We start from the raw sequence: 17,721 nt of genomic DNA on the forward strand, positions 1-17,721 counted from the left end.
GGAACGGCGGCCGCCAGGGCCGCGTGAGCTGTACATGACGTGACGGGAGCCGACATGAAAAACGGCAAGCTCGTTTCCGGTAAGACCGTGCCCGGCGAGGGATGGAAAAACTATCCCGACCGTAACGGTGACGGCGTGTACATCGATGTCGACACTTCGGAAGGGGGGTTCACCAGCACCCCCGTATACATCCCGGCCCTCACCGGTGACGACCGTATGTGGATGACCACGGGCGGCAACACGGTCTACAACGCCACCCCGACCGGTTTCCGCGTCTACGTGCGCCGGGTGGACCGGCAGCCCATCGACCCCGCGTACGCCGCCAAGAACGGCTGGCACATCGCCTGGATCGCGGCCGAGGCCTGAGCCGCGAGGACGTCCACCGGGACCGGTTCCGTGCGCGCCGGCCCCCGCGCATCCGTCGCGGGGGCCGGCTGTCGTGGGACGTGCCGCGATTGACATGCAGGTAATTGCCTGCCTAACGTCGGCGGCGTGAGTGGAGACGAGGAGCGCGCGCCGGCCGCCGACACCGACCAGGTCTTCAAGGCCCTCGCCGACCGGACCCGCCGGTACCTGCTGGACCTGCTGCACGAGCGGAACGGGCAGACACTGGGAGAGCTGTGCGACCGGCTCGCGATGACCCGCCAGTCGGCCACCCAGCACCTCTCCGTGCTGGAGGACGCCCGTCTGGTCAGCACGGTCCGGCGCGGCCGGGAGAAGCTCCACTACCTCAATCCCGTACCGCTCCAGGAGATCCAGGAGCGGTGGATCGACAAGTTCGAGCGCCCGCGGCTGCGGGCCCTCAGTGCGGTGAAACGACGAGCCGAGGACGCCATGAACGACCGACCGACCTTTGTCTACGTCACCTACATCGAGAGCACGCCGGACCGGGTCTGGCACGCCCTGACCGACCCCGAGCTGACGGCCGCGTACTGGGGCCACAGCAACGTCTCCGACTGGGCGACCGGCTCCCCCTGGGAGCACCGGCGTACGGACGGCTCGGGCATCGCCGACGTCGTCGGGATGGTCGTCGAGAGCTCCCCGCCGCGGCGGCTGGTCACCACCTGGGCCGAGCCGGGCGAGGAGCCGGCCGGCGGCCCGTCCAGGGTCACCTTCGACATCGAGCCCTACGGCGGGATCGTCCGGCTCACCGTGACCCACGAGAACCTGGCCGACGAGGCCGAGCGCGAGGCGGCGGCCGGCGGCTGGGCCGCGGTGCTCTCCAACCTCAAGTCCCTGATCGAGACCGGCAGTCCGCTGCCGGAGCAGCCCTGGCACATGCCCGCCGGCTGAGGCCGCGCTCCCCGTCCGGCCACGTGTACCCGCCAAGCATCTGTAATGATGGGGTAAAGCGTAATGGCCAGGTAAAGGAGATCGCGTCCGGCCCGCGTCACTGGCGCTCCCGGCGCGGCATCCGGGGAGGACACGATGGGGACGCGACGCACTTCGCTGCCGGGCGTCGGCACGCGGTACGACTTCACCACCCACGCCGGACAGCGCCTTTCCGTGGTGGTGCACCACGACGGACGCCGCTTCATCGGTTTCTACGACGCCGATGACCCCGATACCTGCCGCTCCTCGGTACCCCTGGAACGGGAGGAGGCGACGGCGCTCGCGCACCTGATAGACCCGGTGCCGCTGGACGCCGTCCGCACCGACGGCATCGACCTGGTCACCGAGCACATCCAGATCGGCAACCGTTCCCCGTACGGCGGCCGGCTGCTCGGTGACACCCAGGCCCGCACCCGTACCGGCGCGTCCATCGTCGCGGTGCTGCGCCGCACCAGCGCCCACCCGTCCCCGGGCCCCGATTTCCGATTCGCCATCGGCGACACCCTCGTCGCGGTCGGCACCCGAGAGGGCGTCGACGCCCTCGCCGAGATCATCGCCGGAGGCTGACCATGCACGAGACCACCGCACTGCTCGTGGAGTTCGGCGCCGTCATCCTCGTCCTCGGCCTCCTCGGCCGGCTGGCCGGCCGGGTCGGGCTCTCGCCCATACCCCTCTACCTCCTCGCCGGGCTCGCCTTCGGGCACGGCGGTCTGCTGCCGCTCAACGCCAGCGAGGAGTTCGTCGGCGTCGGCGCCGAGATCGGCGTCATCCTGCTGCTGCTCCTGCTCGGCCTCGAATACAGCGCCTCGGAACTGGTCACCAGCCTCAGGACGCAGTACCCCTCCGGCGCCGTCGACTTCCTGCTGAACGCCGTACCGGGCGCCGTCGCGGCGCTGCTGCTCGGCTGGGGCCCGGTCGCCGCCGTGGCGCTGGCCGGCGTCACCTGGATCTCCTCCTCCGGCGTCATCGCCAAGGTCCTCACCGACCTCAACCGGCTCGGCAACCGCGAGACCCCCGTCATCCTCGGCGTCCTGGTCCTCGAAGACCTCTCCATGGCGGTCTACCTGCCGCTGCTCACCGCCCTGCTGGCCGGCGTCGGCCTCGCCGGCGGCAGCGTCACGCTCCTCATCGCCCTCGGCGCCGTCGGCCTCGTCCTCTACCTCGCGCTCCGGCACGGCCGCGTGATCAGCCGCTGGGTGTCCTCCGACAACCCGGAGATGCTGCTCCTCGTCGTCCTCGGGCTGACCGTGCTCGTCGCGGGCATCGCCCAGGAACTCCAGGTCTCCGCCGCCGTCGGCGCCTTCCTCGTCGGCATCGCCCTCTCCGGTGAGGTCGCGGAGGGCGCGCGCAAGCTCCTCATGCCGCTGCGGGACCTCTTCGCCGCCATCTTCTTCGTCTTCTTCGGCCTGTCCACCGACCCGACGGCCATCCCGCCGGTCCTCCTGCCGGCGCTGCTGCTCGCCGCCGTGACCACGGTGACCAAGGTCCTCACGGGCTGGTACGCGGCCCGCCGCGCCGGCATCGGGCCGAACGGACGGCTGCGCGCGGGCGGTGCGCTGGTGGCGCGCGGCGAGTTCTCCGTCGTCATCGCCGGGCTCACCACCGCCGTGGAGCCGCGGATCGGACCGATCGCCACCGCCTACGTACTCATCATGGTCATCCTCGGGCCGCTGACCGCACGCTGGGCGGCACCCGTGGTCAACCGCGCCCGGACCGGGCTGCTGCCGCTCTTCGGCATCACGTCCCGCAAAACCACCACATCGGCACCGGACGTCCCGTCCGAAGCGCCCGAAGCATCCGAAGCGCCCGGGGAGACCCCCACGCCCCGTGAGGACGCGCATGCCCTGCCGCCACACGGGTAACCGAAGCGTCGTACAGACCAACTCCAGCAGGTCCACCTGAAGCGAGGGGTCCTCATGGCGCGGTCAGCGCGGTCACTTCGGTGCAGCAATGCCAGGAAGGAGAAACGCGGCCGGCCGGTTACGGGCGGCGGGGCACCACTCCCGCCGCCCGCCCGGGCGTTGGTGATGCTGCTGGCGTTCGCCGTCATGGTGGCGTTCGGGGCCGTACTGGCGCGGTTGACCCTCCAGCCGTCGGCGGCCTCCGAGGCGCTCGCGCACACCAATCTGCGGCCCGGCGACACCCTGCGCGACTACCTCGGACAGCTCGCGTTCGTCGACACCGTCAAGCAGCTCGGCGGGAACATCCTGCTCGGAGTGCCCTTCGGGCTGCTGCTGCCGGTCGTGGCGCCCAGGACCCGCGGGCTGCTGCGGGTGGTCGCGGTCACCGCCGTGGTGATGCTGCTGGTCGAACTGGTGCAGGGCGCCCTGGTCACCGGGCGCGCCTTCGACATCGACGACGTCATCCTCAACACCACCGGCGCGCTGCTCGGCTACGTCCTGCTCGGCCGCCGCCTCGGCCGCGCCGTCCACCCCAGGCGCCGCCACTGGTGGCAGCGGCGCACCAGTACGGCGTAGCGCCCGGCCCCCGGCGGGCAGCCGCCCCGCGCCCGGGACGACCGGGTCCAGGCCCGGCTCGGTGAGGATGCGGTGCGGCCGGACGGAGTCCCTGGCGGTCCGGGCGGCGTCGAACTACGATGGTTCTCGTACCACGGTGATTCGCCGTCCGTCCGGGAGCACCGAACGACAGGAGCCGTCATGCCGCCCGCCGCCATGTCCACGCCCTCCGGGGGCGGCCCGCGCGTGCTGGCGCACCCGAGCCGCGACGCCATCCGGCTGGAGGACGTGCTGCACGCGCTTGCCGACCCCGTGCGGCTCGGGATCGTGCGGGTCCTGGCCGACGCCGAAGGGGAGTGCTCCTGCTCGGTCTTCGACGTGCCGGTCAGCAAGTCCACGCTCACCCACCACTTCCGGGTGCTGCGCGAACACGGCGTGATCACCCAGACGTACCGCGGCACGGCCAAGATGAACGCCCTGCGGTGGGACGACCTGGCGGAGCGCTTCCCTGGACTGCTGGACACCGTGCTGGCCGCGGCCCGGCGCCAGGAGGCCGCCGGTGTCAGCGCCGGCGCGGATGCGGCCGTAGCAGGTGTGACCAGCCCGTCCTGAGGTCCTGGCACTCCTCGAGGGAGGAACGGGGTCCGCGGCGCGCGGCGCTGGGGGAGTGCTCGTCGCAGAGGCCGACGTGCGCCCCGCCGACCGGCGGGGGCACATCCCCCCGATCTCCTCTTCAGGTGCCGCTTCCGCGCCCCTTACCTGCCGTAACCTCGGTCATCGGGAGGCGCCGCCCGAAGGGGCGGCGGGCAGCGCACAGCGGGGACGAGGAGCTCGGGTGATTCGGGTCGCGGTCGTGGACGACGAGGAGCTGGTCCGCTCCGGGCTGCGGCTGATCCTCGGCTCGGCGCCGGACATCGAGGTGGTCGCCGACTGCGGCGGCGGCGAGGCGCGGGCCATGCTGCTGGCCCACCGCCCGGACGTACTGCTGCTGGACATCCGCATGCCGGACGTGGACGGGCTCACCGTCCTGCGCGGGCTGCGCGAGCTGCCCGATCCCCCCAGGACCGCCATGCTGACCACCTTCGACGGCGAGGAGTACCTCGGCGCCGCGCTGCACGAGGGCGCCGTCGGCTTCCTTCTGAAGGACACCGCGCCGGAACAACTGGTGCACGCGGTACGGGTGCTGGCCGACGGCGGCCGGGTACTCGCGCCCGGCGTCACCCCGGCCGTGATCGGCGGCTACCTCGGCGGCCGGCCCGACGCGGCCGCCGCGCGCAGCGTGGGCGGCCTCACCGACCGCGAACGGCAGGTCCTCGCGCTGGTCGGCGAGGGCCTGTCCAACGGCGAGATCGCGCTCCGCCTCCACCTCGCACACGGCACGATCAAGGACCACGTCAGCGCGCTGCTGGCGAAGCTCGGCGGCCTCAACCGCGTCCAGGCCGCAGTGATCGCGGACCGCGCCGGCCTGGTACGGCTGGGCGGGCCGGACCGGGCGTACGGAACGCCCGGAGAGGCGCGGCGGTAGACGGCGCGGCCCGGGGCGGGCAGTACCCCTGAGCGCGCTCCTCAGCGTCCCGCCCGCGCCGCCTCCAGCAGGCCGTCCCAGTCCGGGATCTTCACCGTCGTACGGCCCAGCTCCTGACCCAGCGCCGCCTCCGCCGCCTCGATGCCCAGCCAGCCCGGCCACGGCACCGGCCGCTGCCCGGCCCGCCGCAGCGCCGCCACCGGATCGCCCGGCAGTTCACGCCCGGCCAGCCCCGGCGCGTCTTCGAGCAGCGAGCCGACGGTCTGCTTCGCGCACGGCCGGTTCGTACCGATCACCCCGGTCGGCCCGCGCTTGATCCACCCGGCCACGTACTCACCCGGACAGGGCGTGCCGTCGCGTACCACCCGCCCCGCCACGTTCGGCACCGTCCCCGTGTCCGTGTCGAACGGCAGCCCCGGCTGCGCCACGCCCCGGTACCCCACCGAGCGCAGCACCAGCCCCGCCTGGATGTCCTCGTACTGCCCGGTGCCGCGCACCCCGCCGTGCCCGTCCGGTGCGGTCCGCTCGAACCGCACGGCGCGCACCCCGCCGTGCGCATCGCCGAGCAGCTCGGCGGGGCGCAGGTAGAACCGCAGGTGGATGCGGCGCTGCGGACTGTCCGACGGCGGTACCGGCCGCTGCGACCACTCCCGCAGCACGTCCACGTTCCGGCGTACGACGGCCGGCAGCGCACCCGGATCGGCACCGCACGCCGGGTCCATCGCCAGCTCGTCGGGGCGCACGACCACATCGGCGCCGGGCAGCGCGCCCAGCTCCCGCAGCTCCTTCGTGGTGAACTTCGCCTGGGTGGGGCCGCGCCGCCCCACCATCCAGACGTCACGCACCCCACTGCCCGCGAGCGCTTCGAGGGCGGGCTGCGGTACGTCCGTCGGTACCAGGTCACCGGCCGCGCGGGCGAGGATCCGCGCCACGTCGACGGCGACGTTGCCCACGCCGATGACCACGGCCGACGCCCCGCCGAGCGCGAAGCCGCCGGCCGCCGCCGCGTCCGGATGCGCGCTGTACCAGGACACGAACTCCGTGGCCGAGCGGCTGCCCGGCAGCTCCTCGCCCGGGATGCCGAGCCGCCGGTCGGTGGCGGCGCCCACGCAGTAGACCACCGCGTGGAAGATGCGGCGCAGCTCCGCGTGGTCCAGCCCGCCGGTGCCGACGTCCACGTGGCCGAGGAAATGGACCTGTGGATGCTCCAGCACGGTCCGGAGCGTGTGCTGCAAGGTCTTGATCTTCTCGTGGTCAGGTGCCACGCCGTACCGGACGAGACCGTACGGGCATGGCAACCGGTCCAGGACGTACACCTCGACATCCGGGACGGCCTGCTGCTGGACGAGAGCCTGAGCGGTGTAGACCCCGCTCGGTCCCGATCCGATCACTGCGACACGAAGCACTGGGGAGCCCCTTCCGCGGGATGCCTCCAGGATCGCACCGCTGTGCGGGCGAGGGGAGTGTGCCGCGCGGTTGTGCCCCCTGGTGTGGCGCAAAACCCCGCGGGAACGAACCGAAACACGTGCCCTGTACCGCCCCGCCTGCCGCAGGGGCAGGGCACGTGCGGTGGCCCGGGAGCCCGTGGCCACGGCACGGGCCCGTGGCTACGGCGCCAGCTTCCGCATCCGCTCGATCTCGGCCGTCTGCTGGGCGATGACGTCGGTGGCCATCTCCTCCACCCGGACGTCGTTGCCGTCGGAGAGCAGGTCCGTCGCCATGGTCACCGCGCCCTGGTGATGGGTGATCATCAGCGTGAGGAAGAGCTCGTCGAAACCCTTGCCGCGGGCGGCGCGCAACGTGTCGAGCTGGGCCTTGGTCGCCATGCCGGGCATCGCGACGGAGTGCTCCCCATGTTCACCGTGCCCCTCGTCGTCCTGCTCCCCGCGCGGCCCGCCATGGCTCTTCAGCCAGCCCTTCATCATGTCGATCTCGGGCCGCTGCGCCGCGTCGATCCGGTCGGCGATCCGCTCCACCGCGTCCGACCCGGCGTGCTTCTCCGCCAGCTCAGTCATCACCAGGGCCTGCCGGTGATGCGTGATCATCATCTGTACGTACGCGAAGTCGGCGGAGTTCGGGGAGTCGTCGCCGGCTTCCTTGCGGGCCTCGTCGGCGGAGAGGGTACGGGCCGGTTCGCCGGGCTTCCCCGGCGCGATGACCTGCTGCCCGGCGTCACCGGCGGCCGCGTCCGCCCGCTCGCCGCCCGCCGAACACCCGCCCGCCCCGAGGACCGCGGCGGCTGCGGCCGCGACGATTGCGACGGCGACTCTCCTGGAACGCTTCACGGTGGAACTCCTGTTCTCGGCCGGACCGTTCGGGGACCACGCGGCCCACATGACATCTTCATTGCGGCCTATTGAGATGTACATGAGCAGCGCGATACTACCCAGGGCCGGACTCAGGCCCAGAACAACCGTTCCCACCCGGACGGACTCAAGGGAGGACGCTGTGACGTCGTCGACGCACAGACCCACCGTACGAAGACCACGCGCGCTACGGCGCCTCGGACGCCGCGGACACCTCCGCGCGGCCGTCGCCGCCTGCGGCCTGGTCGCCTCGCTGTTCGCGGCCGGACCGGCCGCCGCCACCCCCGACCCGGGCGACACCCCGTCCGTACAGCGGGAGGTGAGCAGCGGTCAGCGGGCCGACACCAAGGAGGCCATCAAGAACGGTGAGATACCCGGCGTGGACGAGATCGTCCACAGCGACAACGTCCGGCACCTCGCCAACATCCCCAAGACCGCGCTGAAGAGCACCAACTCGGACCTCGCCTTCCAGGGCAAGTACGCGTTCGCCGGCAACTACGACGGTTTCGCGATCTACGACATCTCCCGGCCCAGCGCACCCCGCACCGTGAGCCAGGTCCTCTGCCCCGGCGCGCAGAACGACGTCTCCGTCTCCGGTGACCTGCTGTTCCTCTCCACCGACTCCTCGCGCAGCGACGACTCCTGCAGCAGCACCACGCAGCCCGCGACCGAGAAGTCCTCCTGGGAGGGCATGAAGATCTTCGACATCAGCGACAAGCGCAACCCGCAGTACGTCGCCGCCGTCGAGACCGCCTGCGGCTCGCACACCCACACCCTCGCGCCCGACCGCAAGAACGTCTACGTCTACGTCTCCTCCTACTCACCCAGCGAGGCCTTCCCGGACTGCCGGCCGCCGCACGACGGCATCTCGGTCATCAAGGTGCCGCGCTCGGCGCCCGAGAAGGCCGCGGTCGTCGACTTCCCCGTGCTCTTCCCCGACGGCGGCAACCCCGGCGGCGCCACCAACCCCGGCGTCTCCAAGACCACGGGCTGCCACGACATCACCACCTTCCCGAAGCTGAAGCTGGCGGCCGGTGCGTGCATGGGTGACGGCATCCTGCTGGACATCAAGGACCCGGCCGCGCCCAAGGTCATCGACCGCGTCCAGGACAACGTGAACTTCGCCTTCTGGCACTCGGCCACGTTCAACGAGAGCGGCAGGAAGGTGGTCTTCACCGACGAACTGGGCGGCGGCGGGGCCGCCACCTGCAACGCCGAGATCGGCCCGAACCGCGGCGCCGACGGCATCTACGACATCGTCGGCAAGGGCGACCACCGCAAGCTGGTCTTCCGCAGCTACTACAAGATCCCGCGCCACCAGGCCGACACCGAGAACTGCGTCGCGCACAACGGCTCGCTCATCCCGGCCAAGGGCCGCGACATCATGGTCCAGGCGTGGTACCAGGGCGGCGTGTCCGTCTGGGACTTCACCGACTCCGCCCGGCCCAAGGAGATCGGTTACTTCGAGCGCGGTCCGCTCTCCGCCGACACCCTCGTCGGCGGCGGCTCCTGGTCCGCGTACTACTACAACGGCCACATCTACTCCAACGACATGGCCAAGGGCTTCGACGTCCTGAAGATCGACGACCGCCGCACCGACAGCGCACGCTCGGTCCGCCTGTCCGAACTGAACGTCCAGACGCAACCCGACTACCGCTGACCTGCGGGCATTTCCCCCTCCGGGTGAATACCCCGCTGCGGCGGCAGCTGCGCCGTCAGCGGCGGGCCCGGCTCCAAGAGCGGGCCCGCCGTCGGCGGCGCCTCCCCGTCCGGGGGTGACCCGAGCCGCCAGTCCAGGCCGTACCGCTGGAACAGCTCGCCGCGCAGCCGGCTGACCGGCATCGGCGCCCCGGGCAGCAGTACGGCCACCACCGCCCCCATCAACAGCGCGCGCAGCAGCGGGTAATCGGTGTCAGGGTCCGCCGACCCGTACCGTACGACCGTCTCCCGCAGCAACTGCGCGAGCCGCTGCTGCTCGGGGCACTGGATGAACCCCTCGGCCGTCAGGATGCCCGCCATGTGCGTCCGCATCAGCGTGGGCCGTTCCTGAGCCAGCCCCAGGATCACGTCGATCGCCCGCGCGAGCAGCTCCCGCCCCGCGTCGGGCCCGTCCGGATACGGCTCCCGGCTCAGCCCGGCGTCCAGCGACATGTGCATCAGCCGGTGCACGGCGGACTGCAGCAACTGCCGCTTACCGGGGAAGTAGTACGAGATCAGGCCACGCGCCGACCCGGCCCGGTCCGCGATGGCCCCCAGCGTCGTCGCTTCGTACCCGCGCTCGCCCACCAGCTCTACCGTCGCCTGCAGCAACCGCTCCCGGGAACGCCGCCGCAATTCTTCGTTGACCGATGCGCTGCGGGGGGACATCCTGTAACTCCTGCGTTGACTGGCTCTCGGCCAATATACTCAGCGAGTCTCCGGACATCGCGCGCACCCCGCGAGGTATCCGGTCAAGCTGCCTGCTTCGGGCGACGCGGGGGATCGCCCGAGGCAGGTCGCAGTATCTCCGGTCCGGTGGCTTCTGACCAGCATTTTCGCTGGTCAGGCCCACTGTGTCGGGTAGAGCCCGAGTTGCGGGTGTGACCATCTCTGGCCGTCTCTGTGCGGACCAACGCTGACCCGATGCTGACTTTGCTGACCACCTGCCAGGTTTGGTGAAGCCGTCAGCCGACCCTGCCAGGGCCCAGCCCGAGTGCCGGTCGAGGGGGGCGGCTGTAGCGGTGGAGAATCCGGGCGGCCAGGATCGCGCCGTCGGGGGTAGCGGCCATCGTGGCCAGCATTTGGGGCCGCTCGTGGGCCGGGAGGGCGGCGAGGAGATCCTGGGCCAGAAGCCGTAGCCTCCACTCGGCTGACACCAGCCCATGACCTGTAGACCGGCGGCCAGTTGACCGCAGCGGTCAGCCATGGTCTGGAGGAGCGCGGCGGCGGGAATCGGAATGCCGCCTGTGCGACGGTGCTGGATGGGGTGTCCAGCCACAACAGGATCGATGAGGCGCACGGAGTCACCTCTTTGGTGGCCAATGGTGGTTTCTGCTCACTTACGGTGGTTTTGCGGCAGTATGGTATCTGCCAATGCCAGCAGGTCGGCGCCTGTGCGCTGCCGCCTTCTCATCGGGAAGCCCATGAGCGAGCTGATCAGGTCGTTGCCAGGACTGCCGGCTCAGGCTGCCGCCTACCGCGCGCGAGGCTGGTGGCGTCACGGTACGTTCCTGGACGACCTGGAGGCCATGGCGCGCACCGCGGCTGACCGTCCTGTGTACGTCAACGTCCGCACACTGCTCGGCGGGACGGTGACGGTCACCTTCGGTGAGCTCGCCCGGCGCGTCGAGCAGATCGCTGCTGTGCTGTGGGCGCGGGGAGTGCGTCCGGGGCAGGTGGTGGCCTTGCAACTGCCGAACTGGTGGGAGGCTGGTGCGTTGTGGCTGGCGTGTGGCCGGGTGGGGGTAGCGGCTGTCTCCCTGACACCGGCCACCGGCGCTCGTGACCGGGAAGTGACGATGGTCAGTACCCAGGCCGGCCTCTTGGTCACCGTGGACGACGGTGATCCCCGCGGGCGCGGGCCCGCGAGCCTCGTCAGCCTCGATGCGCTCCTGCGCGATGCCGCGTCCGCCGTACCGCTGTCCGCCGCCGAACGCCCGACAGTGCGCGCCGACGACGTATGCCAGGTGCTCTGTACCTCCGGGACAACCGGCCGGCCCAAGGCCGTACTCCACACCCACAACACCAGATACGCCGCCCTTCGAGCAGCGCTGGCGCGCATGCCGGAAAACTGCGTGACAGCCGTCGTTTCCCAACTGACGCATGCGGTCGCGTTGACGTTCAATCTCCTGGCGCCGCTCGCGACAGGCCGGCCCTCGGTGTTCACCGACACGCGCGATCCTGGGGCGTGGCTGGATCTGCTGGCACAACACGGCGTGAACTGCCTGGTCGCGGCGCCACGGAGCCTCGGCGAGCTGGCCCACGCCCAGCGGCTTCAACCGCGGGACCTGCGCGAGCTGAAACAGGTGGTCAGCATCGCCGCGCCACTGCCGGCACCGGTTGCCGCGGACGTCCGCACCGCACTGTGCCCACGGGTGGTCAACATCTACGGCATGACGGAGTCCGGCACGGTCACGGCGACCCGCCCGGAAGATGCCGCGGACTCGGCCGAACGAAGCCTCGGCAGCCCCGTGCCGAGCATGCAGATCCGATTGACCGAGACCACGGGCCCACCGGCCGGCCGGCTGCACGTGCGCGGCCCCGGCCTGTGCCGCGGCACGTTCGACCTGCGCACACGGCGACTTCTGTGGAGCCCGGCGCACGACGAGGGGTGGTACGACACAGGCGACCTGGTCCAAGCCGACGGGCACGGCAATCTGCGCTATCTGTCGCGTGCGGCCGACCGGATCGGCTGGGGCTATGTGATCCCGGTGGCCGAGGTGGAAGGTGAGCTGCTGGATCACCCTCGAGTGGCCGAGGTGGCCATCGTCGGCGTGCCCGACGCCGAGGGGCATGAGGTCGCCTGTGCCGTGGTGGTCCCCCGCGGCACCCCGCCCTCGCTTCATGAACTCCTCGCGTTCCTGCGTGCCCGGAACATGACCGAGTGGTACCTGCCGGCATGCCTGGCGATCGTGTCCACACTGCCGCGGACTCCTCTGGGCAAGGTCCGCAAAGACCGGGTCCGTCAGCAGATCACTGCAGACTGAGAAAAATTCACCGGCTGCCTGGCCGTTCTGAAGGCCGGAGCCGACCGAATCCGGTGCTTCCGCCGAGAAGAACTGGAAAACGCCGACCAGCAGGACGCCGGGAGGGGCTGTCGCCACAGGGGCCCACGTCCCGCTCCCGCCGTGACCTGCCGCACTGCGCATGCCTTCGGTGCGGCTCTCCGGTGGCGATCTGCCGCCAGGCAACGGACACGTGCAAGTCTCGCTTCCCCTCCACGGAGCCCACATGAACGTCTTTCTGTTCCTGCTGATGGCGATCCCACCGGCCGCTTCCGCCACCGTGGTGACAGCCATTGCCGCGAAGCCACGCCTTGGCGCGCTCTACAGGTCCCGCTTGCTCGCCAAAGGTGACGACCCGGCCGATGTGTCGACGATCCGAATCCCCGACCAGGACATCCACGGGCATCTCCTGGAAAAGCTCTTCGCCCACAAGTCCGCAAGCCACCGCGGACTCACCCACGCGCGCCGCGCCATCCTCTACTTCCACAGACCGGCGAACGAACACCAGGAGAACATCGACCCCGATCACCCCCGCTACGCGGAGCTGGCCAAGGCGACCTTTCACGCCCTCTCCGTCCCGCACCAGGAGATCGCAGCCCTGGCCCACAGATGCACCCAGCAGGTCCTGAAGGACGTCTGGCACGCCGACGCCACAAGCCGTGTGCTGCGGCTCATGGACCTTGCCGTTCCCGTCACCTCCCGCATCATGTTCGAACTGATTTTCGGGGACGTGCCGTCACAGGAACACGTCGCACTGATCGACCGTTCCGCCCGTGACTCCATGAGGATCTCCAAGGGACTGCGGCACTCGACGAACATCTCCGCCAGGCTGGAACTGCTCGGCCTGTTGCGCGCCAAGGTGACCGAGTGCGGCGGGTGCCCCGGCATCTTCGGCCGCGACAGCACGCTGGACACGGACTCCAGGGCAAAACACCTTCAAGGCGTGTTCTTCCACACCGGGGTCATCCAGCTCTCCGAATGCGTCTGCCATACCGTGCTCGCCGCATCCCGGCACGCACACATCGTCGAGCGGGTCATCCAGCGCGACACCCGCTACCTCGACCACGTCCTCTCGGAAACACTGCGGCTTTACCCCTTGCACGCCACGATCCAACGCCTCGTGGTGGACGAGGTTTGCTTGAGCCCGACGGTGACGATCCCGAGCGGGACTCAGCTCCTGGTGGACATCGGTCGGCATCAGCGCATGGGCCACACGGAACCGGACACGTTCGCCCCGGAGAGATGGGAACAGCGCAACCGCGCCGACGGCGGCTTCGTGGGCTTCGGCCGGGGGCGACGGAAGTGCCCCGCCGAGCGCTTCTCCCGGGCAGCGGCGGCTGTGATCGTGCAGGAGCTGCTGAGCACTTTCGCCGTACACGCACCCATCCGCCACACCCGGGCGCTGGAGGGAGGCGGCCTCTGCTGCCTGGCGCCCCTCGGCTCGCCCGAAACCTCCGGGATCCGGTTCAAGAAGCTGCTTGTGCGTACACGCGACCGCGCGGAGCGACTTGCCTTCAGCGCGGTGCAATTGGTCTGCCTGCCCCTGACAGCCCGAGAGGTGCGGCGGCTCCCACACGGTACCGACACCCGTCCCCACCGCACATGACCCTCTGGCCGGCGTGGTGAATGACGCGTCCGTGACGTTCGGCGGCCGGGTGACGAAGCCGTTGAGGAATGTGCCGAGCGAGGGGCTTTTGATCGGGGCGAGGGGGGAGGGTACCTACGCGGTGAGAGCTGCTGCGGGCAGCGGGCGGTTGCCTGAGGCGTCTTCCGGACTGGACACCATCTGTCCGAGTCGCGAGTCCGCTATGCGGAGCCCATCCGGCGCTGGATGTCGCAGGTACAGGCAGCAGGCCGGGGGCCGAGTCGGCGTCGGCGGCGTACCACTGCGTGTCCCAGCGCGGCCTTGACGCCCACGTCCGTGCGCTCGCGGCGTCGCGTGTGGACACCGGTACCCCCAGGGGGCCCAAGAGCGTCGCTCGTACAGGTGGCCGGGTGGGCGGACCCGCATGCCGGTCGCCCCCATCCGGCTATGGACGGGAAGAAGAGACCGCCGACGTCGAGCCCTGACCCCGCTCCCGGAGACGTACTTATGACCGTCACCATCGTGGTGGCCGCTGTAGCCCTGCTCCTCGGTATCATCGCCCATCACTTCCTGCGCCGCCGGGACACCGACGCCGACGATGCCGGATTGTCCGTGAAGGACCTGATGAGCCCGGTACAGACACTGACCGTGCTGATCCTCGCCTTCGTCCTGGCCACCGCCGCCACCTCCTTCCACAAGGCGCAAGACGCCGTGCAGAACGAGGCCAACGCGGTGGACCACCTCGTGGAGATGGCCGGCTTCGTCCCCGACGACGCACAGCGCCGCCGAGTGGAGGCCGATGCCGCCTGCTACGCCCGGGCGGTACGCCACTTCGAGTGGCCGACCATGTCGCACGGCAAGGGCTCGGCGGTGCCCAGCATCTGGACCGCCGATCTGCGCCAGACCTTCCACGACATCGGACCGGACCAAAGCAGCTTCGGCATGCTCGTGTCGGCGGACGAAGCGCGGTCCAAGGCCCGCCAGGCACGCCTGGCGGAGTCGACGGCAGCGATCCCCACGGCAATCTACTGGTTCATGCTCGTCCTGCTCTCCCTCACCGTCATCTCCCTGGCCCTGTGCATCCCCAGACGCCGCAACCGACCCCAGCTCGTCACCCTCACCATGGCGACGGCCCTGCTCACCGCCACCCTGCTGCTCGTCCACGACGCCGAGAGACCGTTCGGCGGAGTCATCTCCGTCAGCTCCACCGCCATCGCCGACGTCGAACACCAAGCCGCTCGTGACTTCCACGCCGACGCCCCCGGCACCCACCTGCCCTGTGATGACCGGGGCGACCGCCGAAAGGCCTGAGCCCGCACCGCACCGTCGTAGTGACCGACGGGACGCGCGCCATTGGACGCGGCATCGCGGAGCTCTTCGCCCGCCGGGGTGCGGCCGTGGCGCTCACGGACAGGGATGCGGAGGAAGCGGGCTCGATCAGGTCCTGAGGGAAGCGCACGGACAACATGGCTCCATTTCGATCACGTGTTCCCTTCGCCATGCCCGCACTGCCTCCGCGGCAATCGGTCACGGGCAGGGCCGACGCGCGCTGCAGCACGGCGGACAAGGGATCTCGGCGCGCAGATCAGCACGCCGGGGCCGCGTGACGGTCCCTCTGCTTACAGCGCCGGCTTCTCGTGTCGTGCGAGGAGTTCGGTGGAGAGGGCCCGTGCGGAGCTGATCGCCGCCCGACACGGTGAACTCCCAGCCGCCGAAGCGGTAGATCTGGTATCCGGCAAGGCGGAGCCGGCGGTCCTCGGCAACCATCTCGGAGTACAGCCGCGGCACAGCGGTCCAGGTGACCAGCCCTTGGCCATCGGGCGGGTTCTGGCGGCCGTAGTGCTGCACTCCGTCGATCTCGACCTCGACCTCGACCTCGATCTCGACCTCGACCTCGATCTCGACCTTGACCTCGATCTCGATCACGATCTCGATCACGATCTCGATCACGATACGGGAGCGGTCCGGCGCCAGCAGCAGGAAGTCCATTCACTGCCGGTGCAGCGCCCCGGACTGCTTGCCGTTGCGCCGGGGGTGAGGGACGACACCCGAACGGGGTGGGGTCGAATCCGAACGACGAGATCTATTTGCAAAACGTCACACAAGCCTGCGACTACGGTGCGTAGCGGCTCCCTCGGCGTGGTTACATGACTTTTGAACGGGCCAGTGGGGCGCGGCCACAGAGCCGACCTGCGGACTGGCGGGAGAATCTGTTCTGACCTGCATATACGCGCCATTGTAGGGCGTTGCGGGGATCATCGAGGCAGGCTTCGGTTTGTCCTGATGCTGACCCACTGTCATCGAGGTCACCCTCGTCATCGCAGCCGGGATCGCTCGCTTCATCCGTCGCCCTGGGAAAATGAGCGGCGGCGTCCCAAGTCCCCTGGGTATGGTGCGTCGATGGCAGAGATCAAGAAGTTCCAGGTCACCTTTGACTGCGCAGAACCTGAGCGGCTGGCTCGCTTCTGGTGCGAGGTGCTGGGGTACGTCGTACCGCCGCCGCCGGAGGGATTCGCCACTTGGGATGATTACAAGCTTTCGCAGCCACCTGAGCAGCGGGATTCCTGGTTCGCCTGCATAGATCCCTCAGGCGTGGGCCCGCGGCTGTACTTCCAGCGCGTCCCCGAAGGGAAGGCCGCCAAGAACCGGGTGCATCTTGACGTGCGGGTCGGCACCGGACTCGTGGGGGAAGAACGCCTCGCCGTCCTTGAGGCCGAATGCGCACGACTGATCCCGCTCGGCGCAGTACACGTACGCACGCTGTACGACGGTAATGATTCGTGCATCCCGATGCTGGACATCGAGGGCAACGAGTTCTGTATCGACTGAGGGCAGCGGCCTGTATCCGCCCGGCAGGGCGGAGCCGAGCCGGTGCTGCGGGCGCCCCGCGGAGCTTCCCGCGCAGCACCGGCGGTACCCCTGTTCAGACGGCTCGCCACAGGGCCGGGGTCGTCGGGGGCTCCCAGCCGGACTGGGCCGTATGGGCCTGAAGGCACACATAGGCGCGGCCCGCGTGCGTCACCCGGTCCCCGGCCTGGTATGCGGTGCCCGTGGCCCATGTTCCGCCCGACGGGGGAGGGCTGGTGGGTGACGGGCCGGGGTCCTGCGGGACGTCCAGCACGAAGTCGAAGGCCGCCTCACGGCCGCCGTTGCCGTTGCGCACGTTCATCAGCAGGCGGGCGTCGAAGAGCATGTCGGTGTTGTTGCGTGGTTCGTTGGGGAAGTACAGCTGTGTCGTGAGGACCGGGCGGCCGGGGGCCTGCACTTTGACGTGGAGGTGCCGGGTACGGCCGGGGTAGAGCCCCGGGACGATGGTGGTCAGGGTGAACGCGCCGCGGGAGTCGGTGTACTGGTGACCGCGCAGCCGGAAGCCGGTGTTGTCGTAGCCGCCGTTGTCGTCCGCCTGCCAGAAGTCGAGCAGGGCGCGGGAGACGGGAAGGCAGGCGCCGCCGAAGACGTAGCCGCTCACGGTCAGCCGGGTACCGGGCATGCCGGGCTCCAGCAGATCGGTGCGCTGGGGGGAGTGGGGTTTGAAGTACGGTCCCTCCATCTGCTCGGGCGTGGGGTCGTCGCCGTCGTCGCATTGTGGAGTGAGGGGCGGTGCGGTGCCGGTGGAGCTGAGGGTGCGGGCCAGGGCCGGGCCGCCGATGAGGGCGACCGGTATCGCGGCACCGGCCGCGAGCGCCGTCCGCAGGAGGGTCTTGCGGCGCACGAGCCGGGGCGACTCGGCGGACGGGGACGGTCTCTCGCTGTCCATACCTGCGCTGTCCATACCTGCGCTGTCCATACCCGCGTTGTCCATACCTGCGCTGTC

General features: G+C 70.2%; 17 protein-coding genes. 12 read left to right on the forward strand and 5 right to left on the reverse strand.

Going from position 1 to position 17,721, the window contains the following annotated elements; genetic code table 11:
• The first annotated feature begins 54 nt into the window (after positions 1–54).
• The 7 genes from AAC944_RS33140 to AAC944_RS33170 all read left to right on the forward strand — a co-directional run bounded on the left by AAC944_RS33140 (position 55) and on the right by AAC944_RS33170 (position 5,313).
• A complete protein-coding gene (locus AAC944_RS33140; protein ID WP_030608925.1) occupies positions 55–366 on the forward strand; it encodes a hypothetical protein in 312 nt (103 codons plus the stop codon).
• A gap of 126 nt (positions 367–492) precedes the next feature.
• A complete protein-coding gene (locus tag AAC944_RS33145; protein ID WP_030608922.1) occupies positions 493–1,293 on the forward strand; it encodes an ArsR/SmtB family transcription factor in 801 nt (266 codons plus the stop codon).
• Between the two features lie 135 nt (positions 1,294–1,428).
• On the forward strand, positions 1,429–1,899 hold the full coding sequence (locus AAC944_RS33150; RefSeq protein WP_030608919.1) for a cation:proton antiporter regulatory subunit: 471 nt from the start codon (positions 1,429–1,431) through the stop codon (positions 1,897–1,899).
• Between the two features lie 2 nt (positions 1,900–1,901).
• A complete protein-coding gene (locus AAC944_RS33155) occupies positions 1,902–3,194 on the forward strand; it encodes a cation:proton antiporter (RefSeq protein WP_078888313.1) in 1,293 nt (430 codons plus the stop codon).
• Between the two features lie 54 nt (positions 3,195–3,248).
• Entirely contained in the window at positions 3,249–3,809 is a 561-nt protein-coding gene (locus AAC944_RS33160) for a VanZ family protein (protein ID WP_196942790.1), read from the forward strand.
• Positions 3,810–3,989: 180 nt separating this feature from the next.
• Positions 3,990–4,400 (forward strand): ArsR/SmtB family transcription factor, encoded by a 411-nt coding sequence (locus tag AAC944_RS33165; RefSeq protein ID WP_051871431.1) that lies wholly within the window; start codon positions 3,990–3,992, stop codon positions 4,398–4,400.
• Between the two features lie 223 nt (positions 4,401–4,623).
• Positions 4,624–5,313 (forward strand): response regulator, encoded by a 690-nt coding sequence (locus tag AAC944_RS33170; protein ID WP_030608909.1) that lies wholly within the window; start codon positions 4,624–4,626, stop codon positions 5,311–5,313.
• 41 nt (positions 5,314–5,354) lie between these two features.
• On the opposite strand, the gene AAC944_RS33175 is transcribed toward AAC944_RS33170, so the two are convergent.
• Both AAC944_RS33175 and AAC944_RS33180 read right to left on the reverse strand, forming a co-directional pair.
• Positions 5,355–6,719, reverse strand: coding sequence for an FAD-dependent oxidoreductase (locus AAC944_RS33175; RefSeq protein ID WP_030608907.1), 1,365 nt, complete (start codon positions 6,717–6,719; stop codon positions 5,355–5,357).
• Between the two features lie 201 nt (positions 6,720–6,920).
• Complete coding sequence (locus AAC944_RS33180; RefSeq protein WP_051871430.1) at positions 6,921–7,649, reverse strand: DUF305 domain-containing protein; 729 nt, start codon at positions 7,647–7,649, stop codon at positions 6,921–6,923.
• Positions 7,650–7,860: 211 nt separating this feature from the next.
• Between AAC944_RS33180 and AAC944_RS33185 the strand changes: the two genes are divergently transcribed.
• Positions 7,861–9,279 (forward strand): LVIVD repeat-containing protein, encoded by a 1,419-nt coding sequence (locus AAC944_RS33185; protein ID WP_037771412.1) that lies wholly within the window; start codon positions 7,861–7,863, stop codon positions 9,277–9,279.
• On the opposite strand, the gene AAC944_RS33190 is transcribed toward AAC944_RS33185, so the two are convergent.
• Complete coding sequence (locus tag AAC944_RS33190; RefSeq protein ID WP_051871429.1) at positions 9,270–9,986, reverse strand: TetR/AcrR family transcriptional regulator; 717 nt, start codon at positions 9,984–9,986, stop codon at positions 9,270–9,272. The genes AAC944_RS33185 and AAC944_RS33190 overlap by 10 nt on opposite strands.
• A 755-nt stretch (positions 9,987–10,741) precedes the next feature.
• On the opposite strand from AAC944_RS33190, the gene AAC944_RS33195 reads away from it, so the two are divergent.
• The 3 genes from AAC944_RS33195 (at position 10,742) to AAC944_RS33205 (ending at position 15,218) form a co-directional block, all read left to right on the forward strand.
• Complete coding sequence (locus AAC944_RS33195; RefSeq protein WP_030608898.1) at positions 10,742–12,304, forward strand: AMP-binding protein; 1,563 nt, start codon at positions 10,742–10,744, stop codon at positions 12,302–12,304.
• Positions 12,305–12,548: 244 nt separating this feature from the next.
• Entirely contained in the window at positions 12,549–13,928 is a 1,380-nt protein-coding gene (locus AAC944_RS33200; RefSeq protein WP_030608896.1) for a cytochrome P450, read from the forward strand.
• 486 nt (positions 13,929–14,414) lie between these two features.
• Entirely contained in the window at positions 14,415–15,218 is an 804-nt protein-coding gene (locus tag AAC944_RS33205) for a bestrophin-like domain (protein ID WP_030608893.1), read from the forward strand.
• Positions 15,219–15,434: 216 nt separating this feature from the next.
• Here AAC944_RS33205 and AAC944_RS33210 read toward each other — a convergent pair whose 3' ends face one another.
• On the reverse strand, positions 15,435–15,896 hold the full coding sequence (locus tag AAC944_RS33210) for a hypothetical protein (protein ID WP_030608890.1): 462 nt from the start codon (positions 15,894–15,896) through the stop codon (positions 15,435–15,437).
• Positions 15,897–16,307: 411 nt separating this feature from the next.
• On the opposite strand from AAC944_RS33210, the gene AAC944_RS33215 reads away from it, so the two are divergent.
• Positions 16,308–16,736, forward strand: a complete 429-nt coding sequence (locus tag AAC944_RS33215; protein WP_030608887.1) for a VOC family protein — start codon at positions 16,308–16,310, stop codon at positions 16,734–16,736.
• Positions 16,737–16,830: 94 nt separating this feature from the next.
• Here the strand turns inward: AAC944_RS33215 and AAC944_RS33220 are convergent, their stop codons facing one another.
• On the reverse strand, positions 16,831–17,664 hold the full coding sequence (locus tag AAC944_RS33220) for a dioxygenase family protein (RefSeq protein ID WP_107054073.1): 834 nt from the start codon (positions 17,662–17,664) through the stop codon (positions 16,831–16,833).
• Between the last annotated feature and the right edge of the window lie 57 nt (positions 17,665–17,721).

It is taken from the genome of Streptomyces sclerotialus, from assembly GCF_040907265.1.
Lineage (GTDB): Bacteria > Actinomycetota > Actinomycetes > Streptomycetales > Streptomycetaceae > Streptomyces > Streptomyces sclerotialus.

Bases quoted from the DNA above. Each gene is read 5' to 3' on its own strand.
- AAC944_RS33200 (WP_030608896.1), top strand. From the start codon at position 12,549: ATGAACGTCTTTCTGTTCCTGCTGATGGCGATCCCACCGGCCGCTTCC.
- AAC944_RS33165 (WP_051871431.1), top strand. From the start codon at position 3,990: ATGCCGCCCGCCGCCATGTCCACGCCCTCCGGGGGCGGCCCGCGCGTG.
- AAC944_RS33220 (WP_107054073.1), bottom strand. From the start codon at position 17,664: ATGGACAGCGAGAGACCGTCCCCGTCCGCCGAGTCGCCCCGGCTCGTG.
- AAC944_RS33180 (WP_051871430.1), bottom strand. From the start codon at position 7,649: ATGTGGGCCGCGTGGTCCCCGAACGGTCCGGCCGAGAACAGGAGTTCC.
- AAC944_RS33160 (WP_196942790.1), top strand. From the start codon at position 3,249: ATGGCGCGGTCAGCGCGGTCACTTCGGTGCAGCAATGCCAGGAAGGAG.
- AAC944_RS33150 (WP_030608919.1), top strand. From the start codon at position 1,429: ATGGGGACGCGACGCACTTCGCTGCCGGGCGTCGGCACGCGGTACGAC.
- AAC944_RS33195 (WP_030608898.1), top strand. From the start codon at position 10,742: ATGAGCGAGCTGATCAGGTCGTTGCCAGGACTGCCGGCTCAGGCTGCC.
- AAC944_RS33155 (WP_078888313.1), top strand. From the start codon at position 1,902: ATGCACGAGACCACCGCACTGCTCGTGGAGTTCGGCGCCGTCATCCTC.
- AAC944_RS33215 (WP_030608887.1), top strand. From the start codon at position 16,308: ATGGCAGAGATCAAGAAGTTCCAGGTCACCTTTGACTGCGCAGAACCT.
- AAC944_RS33140 (WP_030608925.1), top strand. From the start codon at position 55: ATGAAAAACGGCAAGCTCGTTTCCGGTAAGACCGTGCCCGGCGAGGGA.
- AAC944_RS33190 (WP_051871429.1), bottom strand. From the start codon at position 9,986: ATGTCCCCCCGCAGCGCATCGGTCAACGAAGAATTGCGGCGGCGTTCC.
- AAC944_RS33205 (WP_030608893.1), top strand. From the start codon at position 14,415: ATGACCGTCACCATCGTGGTGGCCGCTGTAGCCCTGCTCCTCGGTATC.
- AAC944_RS33210 (WP_030608890.1), bottom strand. From the start codon at position 15,896: ATGGACTTCCTGCTGCTGGCGCCGGACCGCTCCCGTATCGTGATCGAG.